The sequence below is a fragment of the Rhizobium sp. NRK18 genome (genome assembly GCF_024385575.1).
GTDB lineage: Bacteria > Pseudomonadota > Alphaproteobacteria > Rhizobiales > Rhizobiaceae > JANFMV01.
The window spans coordinates 192006-216188 of sequence record NZ_JANFMV010000004.1 but is presented as its reverse complement, the minus strand read 5'-3'; the positions used below and the strand labels follow the sequence as shown (position 1 = coordinate 216188).

The window sequence follows — 24183 nt, the reverse complement described above, 5'->3', positions numbered from 1 at the left end:
ACCTGCACCCTGACCGGTGCTGATCGCAATGGTGGGCATTCTCCTGCGCGGTCAGTGAATTCCCGACCAGGTGGTCGCAATACGGAGTTATCCCACATGAACCTCTCATCGATGCTTGCTGCCCGTCATGCCGAAGGCCGTCCCATTCGCGTCGGTCTTATCGGGGCAGGCAAGTTCGGCTCCATGGTCCTGGCGCAGGCACGCAAGATTGCCGGCTATCATATCGTCGGCGTGGCGGATCTCGACGCCGGCAAGGCCCGCGCGTCGCTGGCGCGGACCGGCTGGCAGCCGGAGGAGTACGGCGCGACGTCCTTTGCCGATGCGATGGACACCGGCAAGACCTTCGTCACCGAAGATGCGGCCGCTCTTTGCGCCTTTGACGGCATCGAATGCATCATCGAGGCGACCGGCCATCCGATCGCCGGTACCCGACACGCCCTGATGGCGATCGAAGGCATGAAGCATATCGTCATGGTCAACGTCGAGGCTGACGTGATGTGCGGACCGATCCTGGCCGCCAAGGCGCGTGCCAAGGGCCTCGTCTATTCGATGGCCTATGGCGACCAGCCGGCCTTCATCTGCGAACTGGTCGACTGGGTGCGCTCCTGCGGCTTCGAGCTTATCTCGGCCGGCAAGGGCATGAACTTCGAACCGCGGTACCGCTATTCGACGCCGGACACGGTCTGGGGCTTTTTCGGCTGGACCGAGGAAGAGGTTGCCAAGGGTGACTTCAATCCGAAAATGTACAACTCGTTCACCGATGGCACCAAGGCCGCGATCGAGATGGCTGCCGTTGCCAATGGCACCGGCCTGGATTGCCCGGATGACGGATTGGCGTTCTATCCCTCCGGTCTGCAGGATCTGGCGTCCGTCTTCAAGCCGGCCTCCGACGGTGGCCGCATGCCGAAGGCAGGGCTTGTCGACATTGCCGCGAGCCAGGAGCCGGACGGCCGTGAGGTGCTCAACAACATCCGCTACGGCATGTTCGTCACCTTCAAGGCGCCCGATGCCTACACGCGCGACTGCTTCAAGCAGTACGGACTGCTGACCGACAAGTCTGGCTGGTATGGCTCGATGTGGCGGCCGTTCCACCTGATCGGCCTGGAAACCTCCGTATCGGTTCTTTCCGCGGTCCTGCGCGGCGAGCCGACCGGCTCCTCCAAGGAATATCGCGGTGACGCCGTTGCCGCAGCCAAGGGTGACTTCAAGGCCGGCGACATGCTGGACGGCGAGGGCGGCTATGCCGTCTGGGCGAAGGCGATCCCCGCAAGCATTTCCAGCGAGGTCGACGCCCTGCCGATCGGACTTGCACACAACGTCAAGCTGAAGAACCCGATCAAGCGTGACCAGGTCGTGCGGATGTCGGATGTCGAACTGGTCGATGATCTCGACGTGGTCGAACTGCGGCGCGAACAGGTCAAGACCATGGGACCGAAGTCGGAGAAGGCGGCATGAGCTATGTCGTCCTGCCGCAATTCGACGTGACGGCTGAAAACCTGGAGGCCTTTCTGGAGGCCGCCAGGGACGACGCCACCAACTCCGTCGCCCTGGAGCCCGGGTGCCATCAGTTCGACGTGTTCGTCGATCGCAATGTCTCCCCCGTCAAGGTGATGTTCTACGAGGTTTATGAAAGCCGTGCGGCCTTTGAGGCTCATCTTGAGACGCCGCATCTTGCGCGCTTCCGCCAGGCCTTGACCCTGGTGAGCGAGGGGCCGGTCGGCTTTTTCGAACGGGTTGCCCCATGAGGATTGCATCATGAGCAGGGGCAAGGTCGCCGTGCTAGGAACGGGGCTCATGGGGGCCCCCATGGCCGCCAATCTTCTGGCAGCCGGCTTCGAGGTCACGGTCTGGAACCGAAGCAAGGAAAAGGCCGGATCCCTGGCTTCCAGGGGTGCGGGACTTGCCGGCACTCCGGCAAGGGCCGTTGCCGACGCGGATACCGTGATCGTCATGCTGTCGTCGGGGCCCGTCTGCGAAGAAGTGCTGTTCGGCGAGCATGATGCCGCTGCGGCGATGAGGAAGGGCGCGATGCTGATCGTCATGTCGTCTATCGGCATGGAAGAGGCGCAGTCCCTTGCCGCCAAGGCGGGTGCGATCGGCCTGCGATGGCTGGATGCCCCGGTTTCGGGCGGGACACCGGCGGCCGCTGCCGGCACCCTGTCGATCATGGTCGGCGGCGAGATCGATGATGTTCGCAAAGCCAATCCCGTGCTTTCGGCGATGGGGCGCGTGGTCCATATCGGACCGGCCGGCACAGGTGCACTGGCAAAGCTCGTTAATCAGCTTCTTGTCGCCAGTACGATCGTTGCCGTTTCGGAAGCATTGCTCATGGCGGAAAAAGGCGGCGCCGATCCTGCGAAAGTCAGGGAAGCCCTGCTCGGCGGATTTGCCTTCTCGCGGATACTCGAGCTGCACGGCCAGAGAATCATTTCGGCAAACTTCGAACCGGGTGGTCCGGCGAAGTATCAGGTCAAGGACACGAAGGCAGCGCTTGAGGTGGCCGAGAAGCTCGATCTCGACCTGCCGGTCCTGAGACTGGCGGATGAGCTTTTCTCGTCGCTTGTCGACCACGGCGGCGGCGACCTCGATCATTCCGCGCTCTTTCTTGAGCTGAAACGTCGCAATGGCGTTTTGCCGGCAGGCAGTGCCTTGCGGAACTGACTAGAGAATTTCATTAACAGAGGGAGGAGACCCAGATGAAGAAGACACTCGAACTGACACGCCGTGGCGTTGTGAAGGGCCTGACTGCGGCAGCATTGCTTGCCGCAAGCTGCAGCTTCGCCGTTCCGGCATTCGCCCAGACGTCGCTGCGTCTTGCGGTTCCGGATCCGGCCGAGAGTTCGGTTGGCCGTGCAGCAACGCGATTTGCCGAACTCGTCAACGAGAAGACCAAAGGCGAAGTCACGTTCCAGGTATTTCCGGATGGCGTGCTGTTCGGCAAGGATCAGAATGCCGCGATCAACCAGCTCGGCTCCGGCGCGCTTGATGGCCTGATCCTCGCATCGTCGGTCTATGCATCCTTCGAACCGAAGATGAACGCGATCTCGCTTCCGTATCTTTTTGCCAACTACGACCAGCTCAAGGCTTATCTTGCCGGCGCGCCGGGGCAGGAGCTGCTGCAGTCCATCGAGCGCATGAACATCAAGGGACTCGGCTTCTTCCTGCGCACCTTCCGTGATGTGACGGCCCGCGACCGGGTGATCACCAAGGCGGAGGATTTCAAGGGTCTGACCCTGCGCACGCCGAACAATCCACTGTTCGTAAAGCTCTTCCAGGCGCTCGGCGCCAATCCCACGCCGATGGCCTTCTCGGAGGTTTATTCCGCTCTGCAGCTGAAGGCGATCGACGGTCAGGAAAACCCTGTCGAGGTGCCGTACAACAACCGCTTCTACGAAGTGCAGGGACAGCTCAATCTGACGCAGCACGTGGCCGACAGCTTCCTGCTGGCCCTGTCGTCGGCGGCATGGAACAAGATCCCCGAGCAGTATCATGACGCCGTTCAGGACGCGGCGAAAGAGATGATCGTCGAGCACGACGCCAACGAGATCAAGCAGGAAGAAGAGATCATCGGCAAGCTGAAGGAAAAAGGCATGCAGGTGAACTCGTTCGCCGACGGCGAGCTGGCGAAGGTGCAGGAGATCGCCCGAGGCATCTATGGCGACTTCAAGGATCAGATCGGCGCAGATTTTATGCAGACGAGCATCGACTTCGTGAAGTCCAACTGACATTTGCGAAGGGCGCCCCCGGGCGCCCCTCGCTCCAACAATTCATGGTACAGAGATGCAGCTTCTCGATAAGATCATCTGGCGCGTCGTCGACCTGATAATCCTGATAGCGGTGATCAGCATGGTCCTGCTGATCACGCTTCAGGTCGGGTCCCGCCTTTTCGGACATTCGCTTGCCTGGACGGAAGAACTGTCCCGCTTCCTGTTCATCTGGACGGTGTGGCTGGGTCTCGCCGCAGGCTTTCGCAGCGGGCAGCACCCGGCTCTCAATTTTCTCGTCAACCTGATCCCGGCCCGGCTTCTAGTCGCCTACCGGCTGATCCCGGCGCTGAGCGCGATGATCCTCTTCAGCATCGTGACCTGGCAGGGCTGGCAGTTGCTGGTTCAGCAGATCCGCTTCGGCGAGCTCTCGCCGATCCTGCAGGTCGGCATGTGGATTACGACGCTGCCGCTGGTGATGGGATCCTTTCTGGCGATTGTCGGCACGGCGGTGAACGCCTTTACAGCCGACCCGCTGTCCGACCCGACCGTCGCGCAACTCACGTCCCATGAAGGATTGAGCCAATGAGCCTCACTCTCGTCGCGCTCTTTGCCGTGCTGGCTATTGTCGACGTTCCCTTGTCGGTCGCCCTCGGGCTCGCCTCCGCCGTAACGCTCTGGTGGTTCGACCTGCCATTGTCGATGATCACGCAGTCGATGGCGACGTCCATCAACTCGTTCCTCCTGATTGCGGTGCCGCTGTTCATTCTGGCGGGCCAGATCATGGAGCGGGGCGGCTTGTCCGAACGCATCTTCGATGCGGCCGAGGCGCTCGTCGGCAGGCTTCCCGGTGGCGTCGGCCATGTCAATATTGCCTCCAGTTTCGTGTTTGGCGGCATTTCCGGATCGTCCGTCGCCGATATCGCCAGTCTCGGACCGATCACGATCCGGTCCATGACGTCGCGCGGATATCCGAAGCCCTATGCGGCGGCGCTGACGCTCATTACCTCGACACTGGCGACGCTTGTTCCGCCATCGATCCTCGTCATCGTCGCGGCAGCTTCGGCCGGCCAGTCGGTCGGCGCTGCCCTGGCCGGGGGGCTCGGGCCCGGCGTTCTGCTCGCTGTCTCGCTGGCGATCTACAACACGATCATTTCGCGCCGGAAGGGGTATGGGACGATTACGGCCTTCGACATGCGCAAGTCGGCCCGGGCGCTCTTCAGGGCGCTGCCCTCCGTGGGCGCTCCGGTGATCATCCTGACCGGCATGTTTTCCGGCATCGTGACGCCGACTGAAGCTGCCGGCCTCGCCGTGTTCTACACGCTCCTCGTGGCCGGGATCCTGCATCGCGAGATCGGCTTGCGGGACGTGCTCGAACTGGCAGTCGCGTCCGGCAGGCTTGCCGGCTCGGTGCTGTTGATCCTGATGGTGGCAAATGCCGCGACCTTCGTCTTCACGGTCGATCTCTTGCCGCAGAAGGCCTCCGGCTTCCTGTCGATGTTCGGCGGCTCCACTTTCATGACGCTGATGCTGATGGGGTTGATCTTCATCATCGTCGGCATGCTGATGGATATCGTCGCGGCGGCGTTGATGCTGATCCCTGTGCTCATGCCGGCCGCAGTTGCGGCGGGTGTCGATCCCCTGCATTTCCTGGTCTACATGGTTGCCTGCCTGGCTGTCGGTCTGGCAACGCCGCCGGTCGGCACGTGCCTGTTCGCGACCGCCTATGTCTCGGGCGTTCCGACGCCGAAGCTCGTCGCTGCGTCGCTGCCGTTCTACGCGGTCAACGCCGTCGTGCTGGTGCTGGTGGCCGCCTTTCCGCAGATCGTCATGTGGCCCGTAGAATGGCTGACCTGACCGTGCCCTTGCACATCGTTGTCATGGGGGTCAGTGGCTGCGGCAAGTCATCGGTCGCAAGGCGCATTGCCGATCATCTGAACGTGCCCTTCATTGAAGGCGATGATCTGCATTCGCCGGCCAGCATCGAGCGAATGAGCCGTGGCCTGCCTCTCAACGATGACATGCGCTGGCCCTGGCTGGACAGGATCGCCAGCGCATTGGGTGAACGTCCCGGTGGGGCCGTGGCATCCTGCTCAGCCCTCAAGCGGTCCTATCGGGAGAGGCTGGCAAAGGATTGCCCTCTCTTTTTCCTCCATCTCGATGTCGGCAGGGATGTCTTGATCAGCCGGATGACGGCCAGGGAGCATTTCATGCCGGTTTCGCTTCTGGAGAACCAGCTGCAGACGCTTGAACCGCTGGCGCCGGAAGAGCTGGGGGTGACCGTACTCGGCTCCATGCCATTCGATCAACTCAGTTGCAAAGTGCTTTCCATTCTAGAAGCTTGGACGGATCAGCTGAAAACTTCAGTCGGCAACCCCAGTCATCCCGGGGCCTCGAACGTTTCAGACAATGCGACGACAGACGAATTTTAGACCGCAAGATCTGCATTGACCAAGTCGGTTACCAGCATGTGCCCTGGAGCGTGAGTGATCGAGAATTCGGGCTTGGCCCTGACGATCGCCGCCTGTGGGGTCACTCCGCAGGCCCAGAAGACCGGGATTTCGCCCTCGCGGACAGTTACCGCGTCGCCGTAGTCCGGTTTCGCGATGTCGGCAATGCCGATGTCGCCGGGATCACCTATGTGGACGGGCGCGCCATGCACCGATGGCAGACGTCCGGTGATCTGGACGGCGCGGATGGCATCGGCCGGCGTCATCGGCCGCATGGAGACGACAAGCGGGCCTGAAAATACACCGGCCGGATTGGTTTGCAGCGACGTGCGGTACATCGGCACGTTTGTGTTTTCCTCGATATGCCGCACAGGCACGCCGGCAGCCAGGAGGGCCTCTTCAAACGAGAACGAACAGCCGATCGCGAATGTGACGAGGTCGTCGCGCCAGACCGTCTCGATGTCTTCCGGCTCGTCGACGAGATGACCTTCTCGCCAGACGCGATAGCGCGGCACGTCTGAGCGAATATCGAGGTCGTGGCCGAGCGGGCCGATCATGTAGTCGCCTGGGTCCGAGACACCCAGCAGCGGGCACGGCTTCGGATTGCGCTGGCAGAAGAGCAGGAAATCATAGGCAAGGCTCTTCGGCAGGATCGCGAGATTTGCCTGCACATGACCGGGTGCCAGATTGGCCGTCGGGCCAGTCAACCGGCGTGTGCGCGCATCAAGGCGGACCGCATGCGCGGCCGTCGCAAAATCGTTGCTCATGCTTTTATTCCTTCAGTCTCTCGACAATGCGCTTTCGATGGCAAGTCCTGCCGCTAGAACATGCCGGTCGGCAAAGGCCGCCCCAGCAATCATCAAGCCGACAGGCGCAGTTCCAGGCTCATGGCAGGGAACCGACAAGGCACAGCCGTCCAGAAAATTGATGACACTCGGATTGCGCAGCATCAGCCCGTTCACCGCGAAAAATCTTGCCTCGTCGCGGACCAACGGTTCGATCTCGGGGGCGATTGTCGGCACTGTCGGCATGATCAGCGCGTCAAAGCCTGCGATCTGTCTTTCCACACGTCTCTTCCAGTTCGCCCGAGCTTCGATCAGGGAGAGATAGCCACTGGCCGACTGCGCTTTGCCTGTCATGATGCGCTGGCGCACACGCTGGTCATAACGATCGCCTGCCTTCTCGATCAGCTCCCGGTGCCAATGATAGGCTTCCGCGGCAACGATGGTGCCACCCGAGTAGATCGATGCGATCTCCGCGAACTCTTCAAGCGGCAGGTCGACGATGACGGCTCCGGCGGAGGAAAGACGACTGACGGCTGCCTCGAAGGCCTTTGCGACATGTGCATCCATGTCGGAGAGCACGACCGTCTGCGGAACGGCAAGGCGCAGTCCCCTGATCGGAAGCGCCTGCGGCAGGTCCTGCGGGTTTTCTCCCGCCATGATCGCGTCGAGAATGGCACAGCAGGCCACACTGCGCGCGATCGGGCCGATCGAGTCGAGCGTGGTCGACAATGGAATTGCACCTTCCCGGTCGATGCGGCTTGCTGTCGGCTTGAAGCCGGTCAGGCCGCACAGCGCCGGCGGAATGCGGATCGACCCCCCGGTATCTGTTCCTATGGCGGCGACCGCCATACCGTCGCTGACAGAGATCGCCGCGCCGGAGGACGAACCGCCAGGGATGCGCCCTGTTGCTCGATCGAAGGGATTGCGCGGTGTATCGTAATGTGGGTTGAGGCCCAGCCCCGAGAATGCGAACTCGCTCATATTCGTGGTGCCGGTAATGACGGCGCCGGCGGCGATCAGCCGTCGGATCACGGCTGCGTCCCTGGCGGCGGGGGCCGCGCCCTTCAGGGCGATGCTGCCTGCAAGCGTCGTTTCGCCTTTGAGATCGAAGAGGTCCTTTACCGATATCGGCAGGCCTTCGATTGGAGAGCGAGAGTGGCCGGCGGCGCGGATCGCGTCCGATGCTGACGCAAGTCCACGAGCACGGTCGTCGTTGCGCCGAATGAAGGTGCGCTTGCCTTCGCCTGACGGGTCGTCCATCCGGGCGATTGCAGTCTCCACCAGGCTTTTCGCGCTTGCCGCTCCTGACGATAATGCGGCCGCTGCATCCGCAATGGTGCTTTCTAGTGCCATCATGCGACCTCCGGCAGAACCTCGGTGACGTAGTCGTGCCGGATCGAACGGTTGAGCACCGGGTCGAACAGTTCCAGCGTCAGGTTGCGGGACGGTCGGATGCCACCGATGGCGCCAACCGTTCCGCAGATCATGCCCGTACCTTCCGGCAGAAGGCTGCTGCCGCCGGTATAGCCGGCAATCAATTCCGCGGGCTTGCGAAGCGATGAAAGCGCACCTTCCTGATACGTTACCTGCTGGCCGCCTTCGACGATGAAGGAGCGAACGATCAGGCTGTCCCAGTGATCGGCCACCTCGTCGAAGGGCCAGGCGGTGGTCGCGATGGGCTTGGCGCAGATCTGCTTCGACAGGGCCACGCCCGTTGCCTCGAGCTTGCGGTCCGTATGGTCGGAGGCGAGTGAGACATACATCTTGCCATCCTTCGTGAACACAAAGGTTTCCACCTCACCGGAGGTTTCCGCGCCGACAACCTGAATATGGTCACCCTGGAAGGCAAGACTTTCGGAGACCCTGTAGAACAGCGGCACGGCCGAAGGGCGCGGCACGCCGAGCGCGGCCAGTTCCTCGATATGATGCTCGATGGAGGCGCGGTCGCGGCCAGCCCAGCCGGCGACGACAAGATTGTCGATATCGACATCAATGTTGGAAGCGCCGTTTTTGCTTTCGATGGTGAAGTGCAGTTTCATGCTGTTCTCTCGGGTATTTCGCTGGTCCGGCCGATCAGTTTGAAAGGCTTGGGAGATAGAGGACGATGGAAGGGAAGACTGCCAGCAGCAGGATCAGCAGGGCCATGGCGCCAACGAAGGGCAGGCTGCCCTTGATGACGGGCGCCATGTTGCCACTCTTGCGCAGGCTGTGAACGACGAAGAGGTTGAGGCCCACGGGAGGCGTGATCAGTGCGGCTTCCACCAGGATGATGATGAGGACCCCGACCCAGATCGGGTCGTAGCCAAGTTGGAACATGATCGGGGTGACGATCGGAATTGTCGTGATCATCATGGAAAGCGATTCCATGAAGCAGCCGAGCACGAGATAGAAAATGATGATGACGAAGAGCATCTGCAGCGGCGACAGGCCGAGGCCGGTGATCGAGCCTGTGATGGCGTCGGTGATCCCGGCAGCCGACATGACAAAGTTGAGGAAGGCGGCGGCGAGAATGATCAGCATGATCATCGCCGTGGACTTCATCGTGCCTTCGATCGCCTCTCCGAGCATCGGGAAAGTCAGTTTTCTAAAGCAGGCGGCCAGGATCAGCGCTCCGAGCACACCCAGAGCGGCGGCTTCCGTCGGCGTTGCCACACCGGCGTAGATGGAGCCGACCACGAGCAGAAAGATGCCGAGTGGCGGGCCGAGATGCTTCAGGCTGATCAGGCGCTCGCGCCAGGCTCCGGTGATGCGTTTGCCGCCCCAGGCCGGCACGGCCAGGCAGCCGCAAATGATGATCAGCATGAACAGGAGCGTCAGCAGCAGTCCAGGCAGGATGCCTGCAAGGTAGAGCTTTGGCACGGACGTGTTGGTCAGTACGCCGTAGAGGACCATGTTGATCGACGGCGGGATCAATATGCCAAGCGTTCCTCCGGCGGCAAGCGAACCGAGAAACAGCGGCTCGTTATAGCCATGTCGCTTGATTTGGGGCACGGCGACCGTGCCGACCGTGGCTGCGGTTGCAACGCTTGAGCCCGATGTTGCGGCGAAGAGCGCCGACGCGCCGATATTGGCGTGCATCAGGCCACCCGGAAGCCAGGCGAGCCACAGGCTCATCGCCGAATACATTCTCTCGGCAAAGCCGGCGCGCAGCAAGATTTCGCCAAGCAGGATGAAGAGCGGGATGGCGACCGTGAGAAAGTCGTTGTTGGTGCTCCAGGCGATCTCGCCCAAGCCGCGCGTCAGCGGCAGCATGGAATAGAGCGGGTCGAGGATCAGGCCGAGCACGCCAAGGGCGGCACCAACGGGAATGGAAATGCCGATCAGTACCAGCAGGAGGACGAGGGTGGTCGCGATCATTTGCGTTCCCCCTGGATCAGGCGCTCGCCTGCGGCAGCTTCTTCATCAGCCTCTTCCTTGGCCGAGCGAATGCCGGCCATCGACTTGATCGCATCGATATCGCCCGTGACCAGCGCGATCGAAGCGCGTAGCAGCATCAGCGAAAGGACAATGCACATGAACAGGAGGCCAGCGAACCAGAGGCCTTGTGGAACAGCGAGTGGGGTTCCGAGCGGCGTGTTGGCATGGGAGTTCTGGCTTATGGAGCTGGCAAACACGTCGTAGCCGTAATAGGTCAGAAAGGCCATGAAGACGCCGAGCATGACGAGCGACAGCCAGTCGAGGAGGGCTGAAATCCTTACCGGAAGATATTGGTAAAGGAGATCGACGCGAACATGGGCGCGTTGCAATGTGGCGTAGGCCAGAGACCACGTGGTGCTGATTGCAAAGACATAACTCGAAATCTCGTCGGAGCCTCCAAGCGACCATCCAAACAGCTTGCGCGTAATCACGTCGTAGGAGATGAGCAGGACGCTCCCGATCGTGAGGGCGCCACTGGCATAAACTGCGTAGCGGGCCGCCGTCTCGGCGTGAGCGACAAGGCTCGACATGGTTTGAACCGATTTTGACGTCATCACGGCCATCTCCCGGGAAAATGCGGGGGACGAGGTCTGGTTGCCCCGTCCCCGGCGGTTTTGTTTACTTCGACGCAGTGAGGTTGAAGTCCTTGCCAATGGTATCATTGAAGCTTGCGACGCAGTCAGCCGAGCAGCGCGCAGCCCATTGCGGCAGGATCTTTTCCTTCAAGGTCTTGGCGAGGAGGGCCTTGTCCTCGTCACTCGGCACGACGAGGGTCATCTTGCCCTTGACGTCGCGAGTGCAGGCCGCAGCACCCGTATTGCAGTCATAGCCTTCCTGCGTCTGGGTGGCCGCAGCGCTCCAGATCTGGTCGACGAGCTCGTTGATGTTTTCCTGCAGGAATGTCTGAACCTTCGGGTCGATGCTGTCCCAAACCTTCTGGTTTACGGCGTGGACCTGCTGGTTCCAGTTGATCGGCAGTGCCAGAAGATGGGTCGAGACTTCGTACCACTTTGCCGAATATCCGGAGAGCGAGCCGGTGATGGCGCAATCGACGACCTTGTTCTGAAGGGCCGGCACGACTTCACCGAAGGCCATGGTGACGCTCGAACCGCCGAATGCCTCGACGAATTCCGCTTGGGTGCGGCTCGATGTGCGGACCTTCTTGCCCGCAAGATCGGCCAGACCCTTGATGTCGGCGTTGCAGAAGATCACCTGGGCCGGATAGGTGGAGATGCCGAGCACCTTCACCTTGGAGCCTTCGCCGTAGAACTTCTCGTAGACCGGCTTGAAGTCTTCCGTGACCTTGCGGGCGGTCGCCGCATCAGGCGCGAGACCCGGCAGGTCGATCGCCTCGTTGATGGGGTTGTCGCTGGCGAAGTAGGAGAGGGTCGCGGTGCCAAACGGCACGACGCCCTGGGACATCAGCCGCATGAGCTCCGGGCCCTTGAGACCCATGTCGTTGAAGCCCTTGATCGTCGCAGTGACGGCACCGTTCGACTTTTCCGGTATGGTCTTGGTCCAGAATGGAACTTCGAAATCCTGGTATGCGGTCAGGTTGCTGAGGCCGCCGACAATGGTCAGTTCGGTCTTCGGCAGATCTTCGGCAATGGCTACGCCGGACATTATTGTGCCGGCTGCGATCGACATCATGATGGTCTTGAGTTTCATGAGATTAGGCCCCTTCGATGATTGTTGAAATCGTACAGGGGAACTGCCGAAGCCAGGCTCACCGGTCAATCGATGGATATGCCTCCTCAACCGTGCGATGCACGATCGATTTTGCGGTCTCCATTGAGGACCTTCGGTTCTTCCCCTTCGTGCAGCTTATGTCGCTGCATCTTGAGTAGAGTAGAAGGCCAGCAAACGTCGTTGTCCAATCGTAAGTTTGGAAGAGTGACATAAGAATTATTTATGTCTCGTATCTCAGGACGCGTTCTACCGTCGATTCAATTCATCATCGGAGGCGACCTGTTCGGCAATTCTGGCAATGACTCTGGCAGCTTGCGCGTCCGGACCATCGACCCAGGAGGCGGTGAAGTTCAGATCCAGCAACGGGTCCGCATTCACCTTGACGACCTTGAGAGAGTGATTGTCGAGTTCATTGGAAAGAAAGCTGGGCGTGATGACCGCGGTGCCAATTCCATCCAGAACCATTCTGACGATCATGGAAAGCGAAGCGCTGCCGACCATGCGTGGCGAGGAAATGCCGGAGCGTCGGAGCATGTCCCTGACCTGCCGGTAGGGGGCGCTGCTCGAGCCATAAGTGACGATCGGTTGCGATGCGATTTGTTCCAGGGGGACGGGTTCAGGGCCAAAATCGGCGTCAGCGCGAGCCACCCAGGCGAGCGGATAGGAACACAGGGGCCGGTTTTCGACGCGCGCTTCCAGCACCGGCCCCATCAGGAAGGCAAGTCCGATGCGGCGGCTCATCAGCAGGTTCTGGAGATTGTCGCTGGTCTCGACCTCGATATCGATTGTCAGCGCCGGATAGGCTGCATAGACCTCCGCGATCAACCGCGGCAGCCAGGTTTGCACGATCGTTTCGGCGACGCCGAGATGGAAGCGGCCACTGATCCCCGACTTTTCCTTTGCCGCCTGGACAATGTCATTTCGTGCCTGGATCATTCGCTCGGCATGGACCAATAGCTCATGACCCTTGGCGGTCAGCTTGACCCCGCGGGCCGCGCGCTCAAACAGGCGCACTCCGAGCGATATTTCGAGCGATGCTATCCTTTGGGAAATGGCTGGTTGTGTGGTGCCGAGCTTTTCGGAGGCCGCACGGAGACTGCCGAGCGCGGCCGCCCAGTAGAAGGTTTCCACGTTACGCAGGTCAATCACGGGCTGTGTCCGCGCTTCAAGGGTTCCTCCCGTGTCGTCGCCATTGGGGCGATTTCGATGCCGTCTGCTTGTCTCTGACAGTGATAGAGGATGGGCACGTTTCTTGCCAATGTCCACTTTCGGCTTCTGTAAACGTCAATACTTTCCCGCCCTGAGGCCGCGATCCGCTTCGGTGAGATGACGCTCAGGACTGGTTAAGCCAGACCCTGACAATTGTTTGCAATGTATATGATCGTGAACAAAGGTATGGGCGCGGCAGCCGCAATGCGATGAGACCGGCCGTCGGGCCTCTAGCCTGTAGGGATGGCTTGCTGTTGGCTTCTTATCCCAAGAGCGGCTCTGGGATAGTGTGCGGCGATGCCACGCTCGAAATGCTCACCGACCCTTCTCAAGAATGCGCGGCGCCTGGGATTGCCTGCCTTTGGAAAGGGGCCCACGAAGTGAGATTGTCGTTCAACTGGCGCTTGTGCTTTTCGGCATTGGCGTTTGAGATTCACTGATGGCTCCGCAACTTTTGGAGCCGCAAGCTTTGCCGCGCAGCCATCGGCAGGCAATCTAAGCCGCCTGCCGAATTGCGATTTTGTTTTTGGAGCAGCGGCCTTTACTCCGTTTCAGCCTGCGGCGTTCCTGCGATGCCATAACCACCGCCGGTCGGCGTGATGATGGTGACGGCTTCGTCCGCTTCGATCTCCGTGTAGGTGCAACCGGGCTGCTCCTCGATCCGGCCGTCCTTGCGCCGGATCAGATTGCGGCCGCATTCGCCGGCTTCTCCGCCTTTCAGGCCGAAAGGCCTTATCTTGCGGTGGCCGGAGAGGATCGAGCAGTCCATCCTCTCCAGGAAGCGGATGGTGCGGCTTGTGCCGTCGCCCGCGCTCCACCGGCCCTTGCCGCCGGATCCGTCGCGAATATGGAAGTCCTCGAGTACCACCGGATAGCGCAATTCGAGGATTTCCGGGTCGGTCAGCCGCGAATTGGTCATGTGGGTATGAACCGCATCGGCGCCATTGAAGCCAGGCCCCGCCGGAGCACCGGAACATATGGTCTCGTAGTACTGGTAGGTTTCGTTGCCGAACGTCAGGTTGTTCATCGTTCCCTGGGCCGAAGACAATGCTTCCAGCGCCCCGAACAGGCAGTTGGTGACCGCCTGGCTGACCTCGACATTGCCGGCGACCACCGCCGCAGGATATTGCGGCGACAACATGCTTGCTTCCGGTACTACGATGCGGACAGGGCGCAGGCAGCCTGCATTCATCGGTATCTGGCCGTCGACGATCATCCGGAAGACGTAGAGAACGGCGGCCCGGGTCACCGGTTCCGGCGCATTGAAATTGTCGTCGCGCTGGCCGGAAGTCCCGGTGAAATCGACCGTCGCCTCGCGCGCCTGCCGGTCCACGGTGATCTTGACCCGGATTTCGGAGCCCTGATCCAGCGGATATGTGAATTCGCAGTCGTCGAGCTTTTCCAGAGCCCGGCGAACGCTTTCTTCGGCGTTATCCTGAACGTGGCCCATATAGGCGGTCACGACGTCGAGGCCGAATTCGGAGATCGCCTTGCGCATTTCCGAGACACCGCGATTGTTGGCGGCGATCTGCGCCTTCAGGTCGGCGATATTCTGGACGACATTGCGAACCGGATAGCGGGCGCCTGTCAGAAGGTCGCGCAGTTCGGCCTCGCGGAAGCGGCCCTTGTCGACCAGCTTGAAGTTGTCGATGTAGACGCCTTCTTCCTCGATGGTACGCGCCGTGGGCGACATCGAACCCGGCGCCGTGCCGCCGACATCGGCATGATGGCCGCGGGAGGCGACCCAGAAGAGCACCGATTTGCCCTGATCGTCGAAGACCGGCGTGCAGACGGTTATATCCGGCAAATGCGTGCCGCCGTTATAGGGGGCATTGATCGCGTAGACGTCGCCCGGATGGAATTCGGCATTGCCACGGATGATCGCCTGGACGGAGCGGTCCATCGACCCGAGATGCACGGGCATATGCGGGGCATTGGCGACGAGTGCTCCATCGGCGTCGAAAACCGCGCAGGAGAAGTCGAGGCGCTCCTTGATGTTGACCGAATAGGCGGTGTTCTGCAGCGTCAGGCCCATCTGTTCGGCAATCGACATGAAGAGATTGTTGAATATCTCCAGCATTACCGGGTCGGCCTCGGTTCCGGCTGCCTGTCTTGCCGGCAATGCGACAACGCGATCGAGCACCAAGTTGTCGGCGGAGGTCAGGTGAGCCTGCCAGCCGGGCTCGATAATGATCGTCTGGTTGGCCTCGATCAGCAGCGCCGGTCCGTCGATCGTATGCCCGGCCGAGAGGTTTTCCCGATGATAGACCGCCGCGTCCTGCCAGGCGCCTGCAGAATAGAAGCGGGTCCGACCGGATACGTCCGGAATGGTGGAGCTCGCCTTGCTGTCCGTGCCGACTTCCGGCGAAGAACCGCCACCGACAGCCTCGACGGAGACGGCCTCGACGACGATTTCCTTTGTTTCATCGTTGAAGCCGAAGCGGGCCGCATGGACCACTTCAAATGCCGTCTTCATCTTGCGGGGATCGGCCTTGGCGATCTCGCTTTCGGAGGCGGCAAGCGCAGGCATGCTGCAGACAGGTATCTCGAGGGTGGTATCCGTGCCGGCATATCGGACCAGAGCCGTCACGTTGACGCTGATCTTTTCCCCGGCAATGCCTTGCCCTTCAAGCTCCCGGATTGCGTCGGCGCAGAGGGGCGTCGCGGTCCTGGCGATAGTGGCGATAGCGGAGGCCAGCGGAACTTCGATTGACCCCTGGCGTAGCGCGCGCACGTCGGCGAGCCCCATGCCGTAGGCGGAAAGCAGGCCGGAGAAGGGGTGTGCAAGCACCTTCTTCATCCCGAGTGCATCGGCGACTAGGCAGGCATGCTGACCGCTGGCGCCACCGAAGGCATTCAGCACATAACGGGTCACGTCATAGCCGCGGGCGACGGAGATCTTCTTCACCGCCTCCGCCATGTTGGCGACCGCGATCTTCAGGAAACCTTCCGCAACGGCTTCCGGCGAACGGCCATCTCCGATATCCGCGGCAAGGTCGGCGAAGGCTTTCCGCACGGCGTCGAGATCGAGCGGCTGATCCTGGTGCGGCCCGAAGATCGGTGGGAAGAGGGCGGGGTTCAGCTTGCCGGTCATGACGTTGGCGTCGGTCACAGTCAACGGTCCGCCGCGGCGGTAGCATTTGGGGCCGGGATTGGCGCCGGCTGAATCCGGGCCGACCGTGAAGCGGGAGCCGTCATAGTGGAGGATCGAGCCGCCGCCGGCTGCCACCGTATGGATCTGCATCATCGGCGCCCTGATACGCACGCCGGCAACTTCGGTTTCGAAGGCGCGTTCATATTCACCGGCATAATGCGCGACGTCGGTGGAGGTGCCGCCCATATCGAAACCGATGACGTTCGGGAAACCCGCATTCACACCGGTCTGCGCAAGTGCGACGACACCGCCGGCCGGTCCGGAAAGAATGGCATCCTTGCCTTGGAAGAGGCTTGCTGACGTCAGTCCTCCGGACGACATCATGAACAGGAGGCGCGTGCCGGTGCGGTCGAGTTCGAGCTCTTCTGCGACCTGCGCGACGTAGCGGCGCAGGACCGGAGACAGGTAGGCGTCGACCACCGTCGTGTCGCCACGCCCGACAAATTTGACGAGTGGCGAAATCTCGTGGCTGACGGAAATCTGGCCGAACCCGACGTCGCGGGCGATTTCGGCGACGCGCCGTTCATGGTCCGGATGGCGATAGGCATGCATGAAGACGATGGAGAGCGCGTCGTAGCCGTCGCGTTTCAGCGCTGCCAGGGCGGTGCGAACCGCATCATCGTCCAGAGCTGTCTCGATGGTTCCGTCTGTCAGAACACGTTCATCGATTTCCAGGACGCGGTTATAGAGACGTTCCGGCTTGCGGATGTCGCGGGCGAAAATGTCTGCGCGCGCCTGGTAGCCGATCGCCAGAGCATCACGAAAGCCGCGGGTGGTGATCAGCGCGACCTGTGTCCCCTTGCGCTCCAGGAGCGCATTGGTGGCGACTGTCGTGCCCATGCGGACCTCGTTGATGAGGCCGGCAGGAATGGGCTCGCCTGCCACCAGACCCAGCAGGGTGCGGATGCCGGCGACAGCCGCGTCGCGATAGGCTTCCGGATTTTCGGATAGCATCTTGCGGGCGTGCAGCTTGCCGTCGGGATCGCGACCAATGATGTCCGTAAACGTGCCGCCCCGGTCGATCCAGAAGTCCCATTGATTGCTCATGTCAGTTCCCTTCTTCTGCCGTGATTTCGAGCATTTTGGCTTTTTGATTATTAATCATCGATAATTTATTGACAAAATGTCGTCAAGCTGAAAACAATTTGTAGTGAGCAGTTTGAACTGCCAATAAAGGGGAATAAAAATGAAAACTGTAATTTCGGCTGTCTTTGCAGCCACGATGATGTTTGCCACGACGGCTGGCGCTGAAAGCTGGGACATGCCGACGCCCTATCCGGACGGCAATTTCCACACTCAGAACATTCGCCAGTTCGTGGAGGACGTGAAGACGGCGACCAATGGCGCGCTCACGATCAACGTTCATTCCGGAGGCGCGCTGGTAAAGGCGACCGAAATCAAGCGTGCCGTCCAGAGCGGCCAGGTCCAGATCGGTGAAACGCTCCTGTCTTCGCTCGGCAATGAAGATGCGGTCTTTGCCTTCGATTCCATTCCCGGCCTGGTGTCCAACTACGCCAGCGCCGAAAAGCTCTGGCATGCGGCGGAAGGGGCCGTGAAAAAGCACCTGGAAGAGCAGGGCCTCGTGCTCCTCTATTCGGTTCCGTGGCCGCCGCAGGGCGTTTATGCCAAGAGCGAACTCAAGGCGCTTGCCGACCTGAAGGGCTCGAAATTCCGCACCTATAACCCGGCGACGGCCCGCTTTGCCGAGATTCTCGGCGCGAGCCCGGTCACCGTCCAGGCCGCCGAAGTGCCTCAGGCGTTCAAGACCGGTGTCGTCGACGCGATGATCACCTCGGGTGCGACCGGGGTCGACAGCCAGGCCTGGGATTATGTCGACTATTACTACGATCTCCAGGCCTTCCTGCCTCAGAACATGGTTTTCGTCAGCAAGGACGTCTTTGATGGCCTGAGCGAAGAAACGCGTTCTGCTCTCGTCAAGGCGGCCGCTGCCGCTGAAGAGCGGGGCTGGAAGACATCTGCCGAATTGAATGACGGCTACAAGAGGACGATGGCGGAACACGGCATCCATGTCGAGGCGCCCTCCGACGCCATGTCGAAGGAACTCGCCGGCATCGGTGAGACGATGACGTCGGAATGGGTCGAAAAGGCCGGACCGGACGGTGCGGCGATCATCGACGCCTACCGCAAGTAGGGATGCTGCCGGAGCCATCGAGCTCCGGCCTATTCCCCCGTTGATCATCCCTTTTTCCGGCTGGAGCGTTACCATGACGAGTCCATTCGCATACCTGTATCGTGCGGCAGAAATCCTCGCCGCAATGTCCATGATCCTGATCCTCGTCCTGGTTGGCGGCGGGATCGCGCTCAGATCGGTCGGCCTGCAGTTGGCAGGCAGCGACGATCTGGCCGCCTATTGCCTGGTGGCGATCTTCTTCCTCGCGCTCGGGCCGACCTATCGCCAGTCGGAACATATCCGTGTCGGTCTCCTGATTGAACGCATCCCCGTCGACTCCCGCCGCCCGCTGGAGCTTGTCCTGACTATCGTCGCGGCCATCGGCACCGGCTGGGCAACCTGGTGGCTCGGGAGGCTGGTCTATGACTCGTATCGCTTTGGCGACGTCGCTCAGGGTCTCATTGCGATCCCGCTCTGGATTCCGCAACTCACCATGGCGGTCGGCTGCCTTGTGCTGCTGGTCGCACTTGTCGAGGATGTCGTCCGCACGCTACGCGGACACAAGCCCAGCTACATCGAAGTCCAGCAGAGTGCGGGTGAAGATCACCTCCACTTCGAACATTGAGGTGATGTCATGGATCCTGTTTTTGCTGGTATCGTCATCACCGTCTTCCTTCTCTTCATTCTGGCAGGAGGCGTCTGGATCGGCATGGCGCTTGCCGCCGCCGGTTATGTTGCCATGGCCTTCTTCACCAGTCGGCCTCCGGGCCTGCTGTTCGGAACGACGCTCTGGGGCGCCAACAATTCCTGGGCGCTGACGGCCTTGCCGCTGTTCATCTGGATGGGCGAAATCCTCTTTCGCACCCGGCTTGCCGAAGACATGTTCAAGGGGCTCGCACCCTGGGTCCAGCGCATTCCAGGCCGCCTCCTGCACACCAATGTGGTGGGCTGCGCGATCTTCGCCGCCATCTCCGGATCCTCTGCCGCGACTGCTGCGACCATCGGGAAGATGACCATTCCGGAACTGCGCCGCCGCGGCTACAGCGATTTCATGATCGTCGGCTCGCTGGCGGGCTCTGGAACACTCGGACTGTTGATCCCACCGTCGATCATGATGATCGTCTATGGCGTCGCCGCACAGATCTCCATCGGTCGCCTCTTCATTGCGGGCGTTGTTCCGGGGCTCCTCTTGATGGCGATCTTCTCGCTCGTCGTCGCCATCTACGCCATTTTCAATCCCGACCAGATTCCCGAGCGTGAACCGCCGATGTCACTGTCGGCAAGACTTTGGGAATCCCGCCGGCTGATACCGATCATGCTTCTGATTATCGCCGTGCTCGGCTGCATCTACGGCGGCATCGCCACACCGACCGAGGCGGCGGCCATTGGCGTCACGGGTGCGCTGGTGCTGGCGCTCGTCAGCGGTGGGCTCGATCGCCAGACCTTCTGGAAAAGCGTCGTCAGTGCGACGCGGACCAGTTCCATGATCGGCCTCATCCTTTCCGGGGCGGCATTTCTGTCGACTGCGATGGGCTTCACAGGCCTGCCGGAACAGTTTGCTGACTGGATTGTCTCGATGAACCTGCCGCAGCCGGCGCTGATTGCCGCGCTGGTCGTCATCTTCCTCATCATGGGCTGCTTCATTGACGGCATCTCGATGATCCTCCTGACGACCTCTGTCCTGCTTCCTGCCGTTCAAGGGGCGGGGATGGACTTGCTCTGGTTCGGCATCTTCGTCGTGCTTCTGGTCGAAATCGCCCAGATCACGCCGCCGGTCGGCTTCAATCTTTATGTTCTGCAATCCTTGGCAAACCGCAGCATCGGCTATATTGCCCTAGCAGCACTGCCTTTCTTTGCCGGGTTGCTGGCTCTGATCGTGCTGATAACCGTCATGCCCGAGGTGGTGTTGTGGCTGCCCGGCCAGATGCTTGGACAGAATTGATGAGCGAAAAGACAGAAGCGGACATTCATGCGGCGGCGATCGGGCCGATCGTCTCCTCCGGCCATCTGGCGAGCGGCGCGCTGCCGGCGCTCTCTGAGGTGGAGTTCGGAATGATCATGCTGAGCCACGCCTTCAACCGCTGGATGGTCCGCTGCATAGCAGCGGCGGGAGTTCCCGATCTCTCGCCGCTCGATGTGCTTGTGCTGCACAACATCAATCACCGCAACAAGGGCAAGACGCTGGCCGACATCTGCCTGGTCCTCAATATCGAAGATACGCATACGGTCGCCTATGCGCTGAAGAAGCTCGAACGCCAGAAGCTCATCCAAAGCGGCAAGCGCGGCAAGGAAAAGCTGGTGCTGATCACACCGAAGGGCCGCGAGGTCTGCGAGCGCTATGCGAGTATTCGTGAGGAGCTGCTGGTCAAGTCTGTCCTGTCCACCGAGGTTTCGAGCGAGGCCCTTTCGAAGGTCGCAGCCCGCATCCGTGCGCTTTCGGGCCATTACGATCAGGCATCGAGAGCCGCCGCATCACTTTAGCTTTCATGTCCAGCCGACTATGCTCCGCTCCCTGCAAACTGTCTCGCATGGTGAGGTGCAGTTTGGGATCAGTGTCGTGGGAACCTCGGACCCTGGTCTGAGTTTCGAACGGCTGGTCGAGGATATCTTTTTTGTTTGCCGCCCTCAGGGATCAGCAATTTCGGAAAGGCCGGCAGCTGGATACGTCGCCGGCCATGGTTCATGCAACGACTTCCTTTCGCGCGCGAGTGGCGCTGACGACGGCGGCAAGTGCGGCAAAGCCTGCGGCGATCATGAGTGCGGTGGGAGGAGCTGCCTCGGGTGATGTTGCTCCGAAGGTGACCGCCATTGCGATTGCGCCGAGAGTCTGGCCGGTCAAACGCGCCGTGCCCTGCATGGCGCCTGCGCCGCCGCTGCGCGATTTCGGCACCGAGAGGAGCAGGATGCGGTTGTTGGGCGTCTGAAACAGACCGAACCCCATGCCGGCGACGACTGCACTGATCAGGAAGATCCAGCCATGCGGATCCGACGGCGTGAAGGCGATACACGCGAGCCCCATGGCCAGCAGCGACGCTCCGAGAGTGCAGAGCCATGCCGTCTTGACACGGTTCGCCAGCCAGCCGGAGATCGGTGCGATGACGGCGACTGCGCCCGGCCAGGGCATCATGTAGAACCCGGCTTCCGTGGCAGTGAGGCCGGAGCCGTGCTGCAGATAGAAGGGCAGGGCGATGAGACCCAGCGTCTGGCCGGTGAAGCAGCTGACGGAGGCGACAACCGAGGACCGGAAGACCGGAATTGCCAGAAGATCGCGCGGGACCAGGGGCGCGGCGTCATTCCTTTCTATCCGCAGCAGGCCGATGAGGCATGCGATCGACGCGGCGATCAGCAAGGCGCTCTGCACCGGCGCTTGCGTTATGCGGTCGGCGCCAAAGAAGAAGAACAGGAACATGAGCGTATTGGCAATCAGGGCCCTGACATTCAATCGCCGTGTGGCCCGCTTCGTCGGGGCCAGGGCACGACCTGCCGCGAGAATGACGAGACCCAGCGGAATGTTGATCGCAAACAGCCACGGCCAACCGGCAACCGCGAGCACCGCCCCCGCAAGGCCTGGTCCTGCCGCAGCGGCAACGGCGATGGTCATTGCGTTGATGCCGATGATCATGCCGATCTGGCGCTGCGGGACCGAGTAACGCAGGTTCATGATGCCGAGTGCCATGACGGCACTACCGCCGATGCCCTGCAGGAATCGGGCTGCCACCAATACCGGCAGATCCTGTGAGAACGTGCATCCGGCAGACCCGACGATGAAGACGGCGACCCCTGCCAGGAACACGCGGCGTGCGCCGTAGATCTCGCCGATCACGGCGAATGGCAGGAGGGCGACCAGCACGGCAAGCTGATAGGCCGACACCACCCAGACCACATCGGCCGGTGCGGCATGCAACGACGCGGCGATCGACGGCAGCGCGATATTGGCGATGGCACCGTCGAGTACCACCAGGACAAGTGTCAGAAGAAGAACGGCAACAGCAATGTGGCGACGTGGGGCGGGGAGGCCGTCGGCCTCGGGTTCGGGGATTGGCGCGGTAACGGACATGGTGCTTTCCTTTCGTTTCCCGTCGTGATACCGCGGTGACATGAGTTGCGCCATGCGCAACAATATCAATGTAGGTTTGCACTAAACGCCATGCATGATATTGACTTGAACCTGCTGACGGCCCTCGATGCCTTGCTGACGGAGCGAAGCGTCACCCGCGCAGGTCAGAAACTTGGCCTGAGCACATCCGCCATGAGCCGGACCCTCGCTCGGCTGCGCACAGCGCTCCGCGATCCCGTACTGGTACCCGCCGGGCGTGCCATGGTTCCCACGCCTCATGCGGAAGTGATCGCCGGCCAGGTGCGCGGTCTGACGGAGGCGGTCCGGACCGTCTTGAGCCCGCCGCTCCCACTCGATCCGCGCGACATGAAGCGGGAATTCACCATCCGAGCGAACGAGGCCTTCGTGCAGCTCTATGCTGCCAGGTTCAGCGGCACGGTGGCGGCCGTTGCACCTGACGTCACGCTGCGTTTCCTGCCCAAGCCGGACAAGGACATTGCGCCGTTGCGCGACGGTTCCGTGGATCTCGAGATCGGTGTGGTGTCCGGGGATGGTGCCGAGCTTCGGATGCAGGTGCTGTATCACGATCGCTATATCGGCATCGCGCGGCGCGGCCATCCGCTTCTGGACGGGCCTATCACGCCGGGCCGCCTGTGCGAGTGGGGCCATGTTCTTTTCGCCCGGCGACGCGGCAAGGCCGGCCCTGCGGACGAAGCGCTTGCCGAGCTCGGCCTTTCACGCAACGTCAAGGTGATCGTTCCCGGCTTCCCCGCCGTGATTGCGGTGGTGGCTGCTTCGGATCTTCTGGGGCTCGTTCCCTTCTCCGCCCGCCCTGAAATGTCAGGTTCGCAGATCGTCACCTTTGAACTCCCGTTTCCGATGCCGGAGATCGTGGTGTCCCAGATCTGGCATCCACGAATGGACGCGGATGCCGGGCACCGCTGGCTGCGCAACCTGGTTTTTGACGTCTTTCGAAAGGGTCCTTAGTCCTGCCGCCGGCCTTTTTGGGGATGCGCAGGCGCAGCGGGGCGAAGGGTCGTCTTGGCGATCTTCCAGTCTCCAAATTGCCAAGGGCAAGATGTTGCCTATTGTCCGCGACGAAACGCGCCTTATCTGAGTGTCGTTGATTTCAATTCTTTAGAAGCGATTGGATGCGGCGGCCGGTTTCGGCTGGGCGGCGCCGATCGTCCCAGGACATTTGAGGAGGAGCGAATGTCTGCACGTTCAGACTACAATTTGCATGGAATTTTTGACGGTGCGGATCTTGAGGCCATGTCCGTCGCGGCGGACCTCGTTCGCCAGCGCGATCCGCAAACCATCGACCCTGCTACAGAAGATGCGGCGCGGCGCCTGATCGTCAATCTCTACAGGGACGGGCTCAAAAGTCCGGAAAAGCTCGGTGAGGTGGCCGCTTTCCTGGCGACGTCCCGGTTGTTTCAGAAGCGTGAAAAGGCCGTTGCAGTCTGAAAGGTTCCATTGCCCCCGGAATAGATTGGGAAATGCTGGGAGGTTGCTTCGCGGGACCGGTTGTTTTCGGAGAACGAACGCACAGACGGCGCCCCTGATGGGGCGCCGTTTGTCGTTTGT

22 protein-coding genes are annotated in these 24183 nt (G+C 61.3%); 13 read left to right on the top strand and 9 right to left on the bottom strand.

Annotation, left to right across the window (positions count from 1 at the left end; genetic code table 11):
• Nucleotides 1–96: 96 nt before the first annotated feature.
• Genes NN662_RS20250 through NN662_RS20220 form a run of 7 tightly spaced genes read left to right on the top strand, consistent with a single transcriptional unit; the run spans nt 97 to nt 6136 of the window.
• Nucleotides 97–1455: an NAD(P)H-dependent oxidoreductase gene (locus tag NN662_RS20250; protein WP_261932226.1), complete on the top strand. Its 1359-nt coding sequence runs from the start codon at nt 97–99 to the stop codon at nt 1453–1455.
• Nucleotides 1452–1745 carry a putative quinol monooxygenase gene (locus tag NN662_RS20245; RefSeq protein ID WP_261932225.1) on the top strand — a complete coding sequence of 98 codons (294 nt, stop codon included), beginning with the start codon at nt 1452–1454 and terminating at the stop codon, nt 1743–1745. The genes NN662_RS20250 and NN662_RS20245 overlap by 4 nt, the downstream gene beginning before the upstream one ends.
• 10 nt (nt 1746–1755) lie before the next feature.
• Nucleotides 1756–2661, top strand: coding sequence for an NAD(P)-dependent oxidoreductase (locus tag NN662_RS20240; protein ID WP_261932224.1), 906 nt, complete (start codon nt 1756–1758; stop codon nt 2659–2661).
• Between the two features lie 35 nt (nt 2662–2696).
• The gene (locus tag NN662_RS20235; protein WP_261932223.1) at nt 2697–3725 is read left to right on the top strand and encodes a DctP family TRAP transporter solute-binding subunit; all 1029 of its coding nucleotides are present in this window, start codon (nt 2697–2699) and stop codon (nt 3723–3725) included.
• Nucleotides 3726–3780: 55 nt separating this feature from the next.
• Nucleotides 3781–4293, top strand: coding sequence for a TRAP transporter small permease (locus NN662_RS20230; protein WP_261932222.1), 513 nt, complete (start codon nt 3781–3783; stop codon nt 4291–4293).
• Nucleotides 4290–5561, top strand: coding sequence for a TRAP transporter large permease (locus tag NN662_RS20225; RefSeq protein ID WP_261932221.1), 1272 nt, complete (start codon nt 4290–4292; stop codon nt 5559–5561). Before NN662_RS20230 ends, NN662_RS20225 begins: the two co-directional genes overlap by 4 nt.
• Nucleotides 5549–6136, top strand: coding sequence for a gluconokinase (locus NN662_RS20220; RefSeq protein ID WP_261932220.1), 588 nt, complete (start codon nt 5549–5551; stop codon nt 6134–6136). Before NN662_RS20225 ends, NN662_RS20220 begins: the two co-directional genes overlap by 13 nt.
• Here NN662_RS20220 and NN662_RS20215 read toward each other — a convergent pair.
• The 8 genes from NN662_RS20215 to NN662_RS20180 all read right to left on the bottom strand — a co-directional run bounded on the left by NN662_RS20215 (nt 6133) and on the right by NN662_RS20180 (nt 17455).
• Nucleotides 6133–6921 carry a putative hydro-lyase gene (locus tag NN662_RS20215; RefSeq protein WP_261932219.1) on the bottom strand — a complete coding sequence of 263 codons (789 nt, stop codon included), beginning with the start codon at nt 6919–6921 and terminating at the stop codon, nt 6133–6135. The two genes, NN662_RS20220 and NN662_RS20215, sit on opposite strands and share 4 nt — an antisense overlap.
• Before the next feature lie 12 nt (nt 6922–6933).
• Nucleotides 6934–8295 carry an amidase gene (locus NN662_RS20210; protein ID WP_315972618.1) on the bottom strand — a complete coding sequence of 454 codons (1362 nt, stop codon included), beginning with the start codon at nt 8293–8295 and terminating at the stop codon, nt 6934–6936.
• The gene (locus tag NN662_RS20205) at nt 8292–8978 is read right to left on the bottom strand and encodes a DUF2848 domain-containing protein (RefSeq protein ID WP_261932218.1); all 687 of its coding nucleotides are present in this window, start codon (nt 8976–8978) and stop codon (nt 8292–8294) included. The genes NN662_RS20210 and NN662_RS20205 overlap by 4 nt, the downstream gene beginning before the upstream one ends.
• A 34-nt stretch (nt 8979–9012) precedes the next feature.
• Complete coding sequence (locus NN662_RS20200; protein ID WP_261932217.1) at nt 9013–10296, bottom strand: TRAP transporter large permease; 1284 nt, start codon at nt 10294–10296, stop codon at nt 9013–9015.
• Nucleotides 10293–10910: a TRAP transporter small permease subunit gene (locus NN662_RS20195; RefSeq protein WP_261932216.1), complete on the bottom strand. Its 618-nt coding sequence runs from the start codon at nt 10908–10910 to the stop codon at nt 10293–10295. The genes NN662_RS20200 and NN662_RS20195 overlap by 4 nt, the downstream gene beginning before the upstream one ends.
• 64 nt (nt 10911–10974) lie before the next feature.
• On the bottom strand, nt 10975–12024 hold the full coding sequence (locus NN662_RS20190) for a TRAP transporter substrate-binding protein (RefSeq protein ID WP_261932215.1): 1050 nt from the start codon (nt 12022–12024) through the stop codon (nt 10975–10977).
• Nucleotides 12025–12291: 267 nt separating this feature from the next.
• A complete protein-coding gene (locus NN662_RS20185; RefSeq protein WP_261932214.1) occupies nt 12292–13194 on the bottom strand; it encodes a LysR family transcriptional regulator in 903 nt (300 codons plus the stop codon).
• 601 nt (nt 13195–13795) lie between these two features.
• Nucleotides 13796–17455 carry a hydantoinase B/oxoprolinase family protein gene (locus NN662_RS20180; RefSeq protein WP_261932213.1) on the bottom strand — a complete coding sequence of 1220 codons (3660 nt, stop codon included), beginning with the start codon at nt 17453–17455 and terminating at the stop codon, nt 13796–13798.
• A gap of 139 nt (nt 17456–17594) precedes the next feature.
• On the opposite strand from NN662_RS20180, the gene NN662_RS20175 reads away from it, so the two are divergent.
• The 4 genes from NN662_RS20175 (at nt 17595) to NN662_RS20160 (ending at nt 21020) form a co-directional block, all read left to right on the top strand.
• Nucleotides 17595–18560, top strand: a complete 966-nt coding sequence (locus NN662_RS20175) for a TRAP transporter substrate-binding protein (RefSeq protein ID WP_261932212.1) — start codon at nt 17595–17597, stop codon at nt 18558–18560.
• Nucleotides 18561–18633: 73 nt separating this feature from the next.
• Nucleotides 18634–19164 (top strand): TRAP transporter small permease, encoded by a 531-nt coding sequence (locus NN662_RS20170; protein ID WP_261932211.1) that lies wholly within the window; start codon nt 18634–18636, stop codon nt 19162–19164.
• Nucleotides 19165–19173: 9 nt separating this feature from the next.
• Nucleotides 19174–20481 carry a TRAP transporter large permease gene (locus NN662_RS20165; protein ID WP_261932210.1) on the top strand — a complete coding sequence of 436 codons (1308 nt, stop codon included), beginning with the start codon at nt 19174–19176 and terminating at the stop codon, nt 20479–20481.
• On the top strand, nt 20481–21020 hold the full coding sequence (locus tag NN662_RS20160) for a winged helix DNA-binding protein (protein WP_261932209.1): 540 nt from the start codon (nt 20481–20483) through the stop codon (nt 21018–21020). The genes NN662_RS20165 and NN662_RS20160 overlap by 1 nt, the downstream gene beginning before the upstream one ends.
• Before the next feature lie 199 nt (nt 21021–21219).
• Here the strand turns inward: NN662_RS20160 and NN662_RS20155 are convergent, their stop codons facing one another.
• Entirely contained in the window at nt 21220–22596 is a 1377-nt protein-coding gene (locus tag NN662_RS20155) for an MFS transporter (protein ID WP_261932208.1), read from the bottom strand.
• Between the two features lie 90 nt (nt 22597–22686).
• On the opposite strand from NN662_RS20155, the gene NN662_RS20150 reads away from it, so the two are divergent.
• Together NN662_RS20150 and NN662_RS20145 are read left to right on the top strand one after the other, a co-directional pair.
• Nucleotides 22687–23583, top strand: coding sequence for a LysR family transcriptional regulator (locus NN662_RS20150; protein ID WP_261932347.1), 897 nt, complete (start codon nt 22687–22689; stop codon nt 23581–23583).
• A gap of 54 nt (nt 23584–23637) precedes the next feature.
• Entirely contained in the window at nt 23638–24063 is a 426-nt protein-coding gene (locus tag NN662_RS20145) for a hypothetical protein (RefSeq protein ID WP_261932207.1), read from the top strand.
• The last annotated feature ends 120 nt before the right edge of the window (nt 24064–24183 follow it).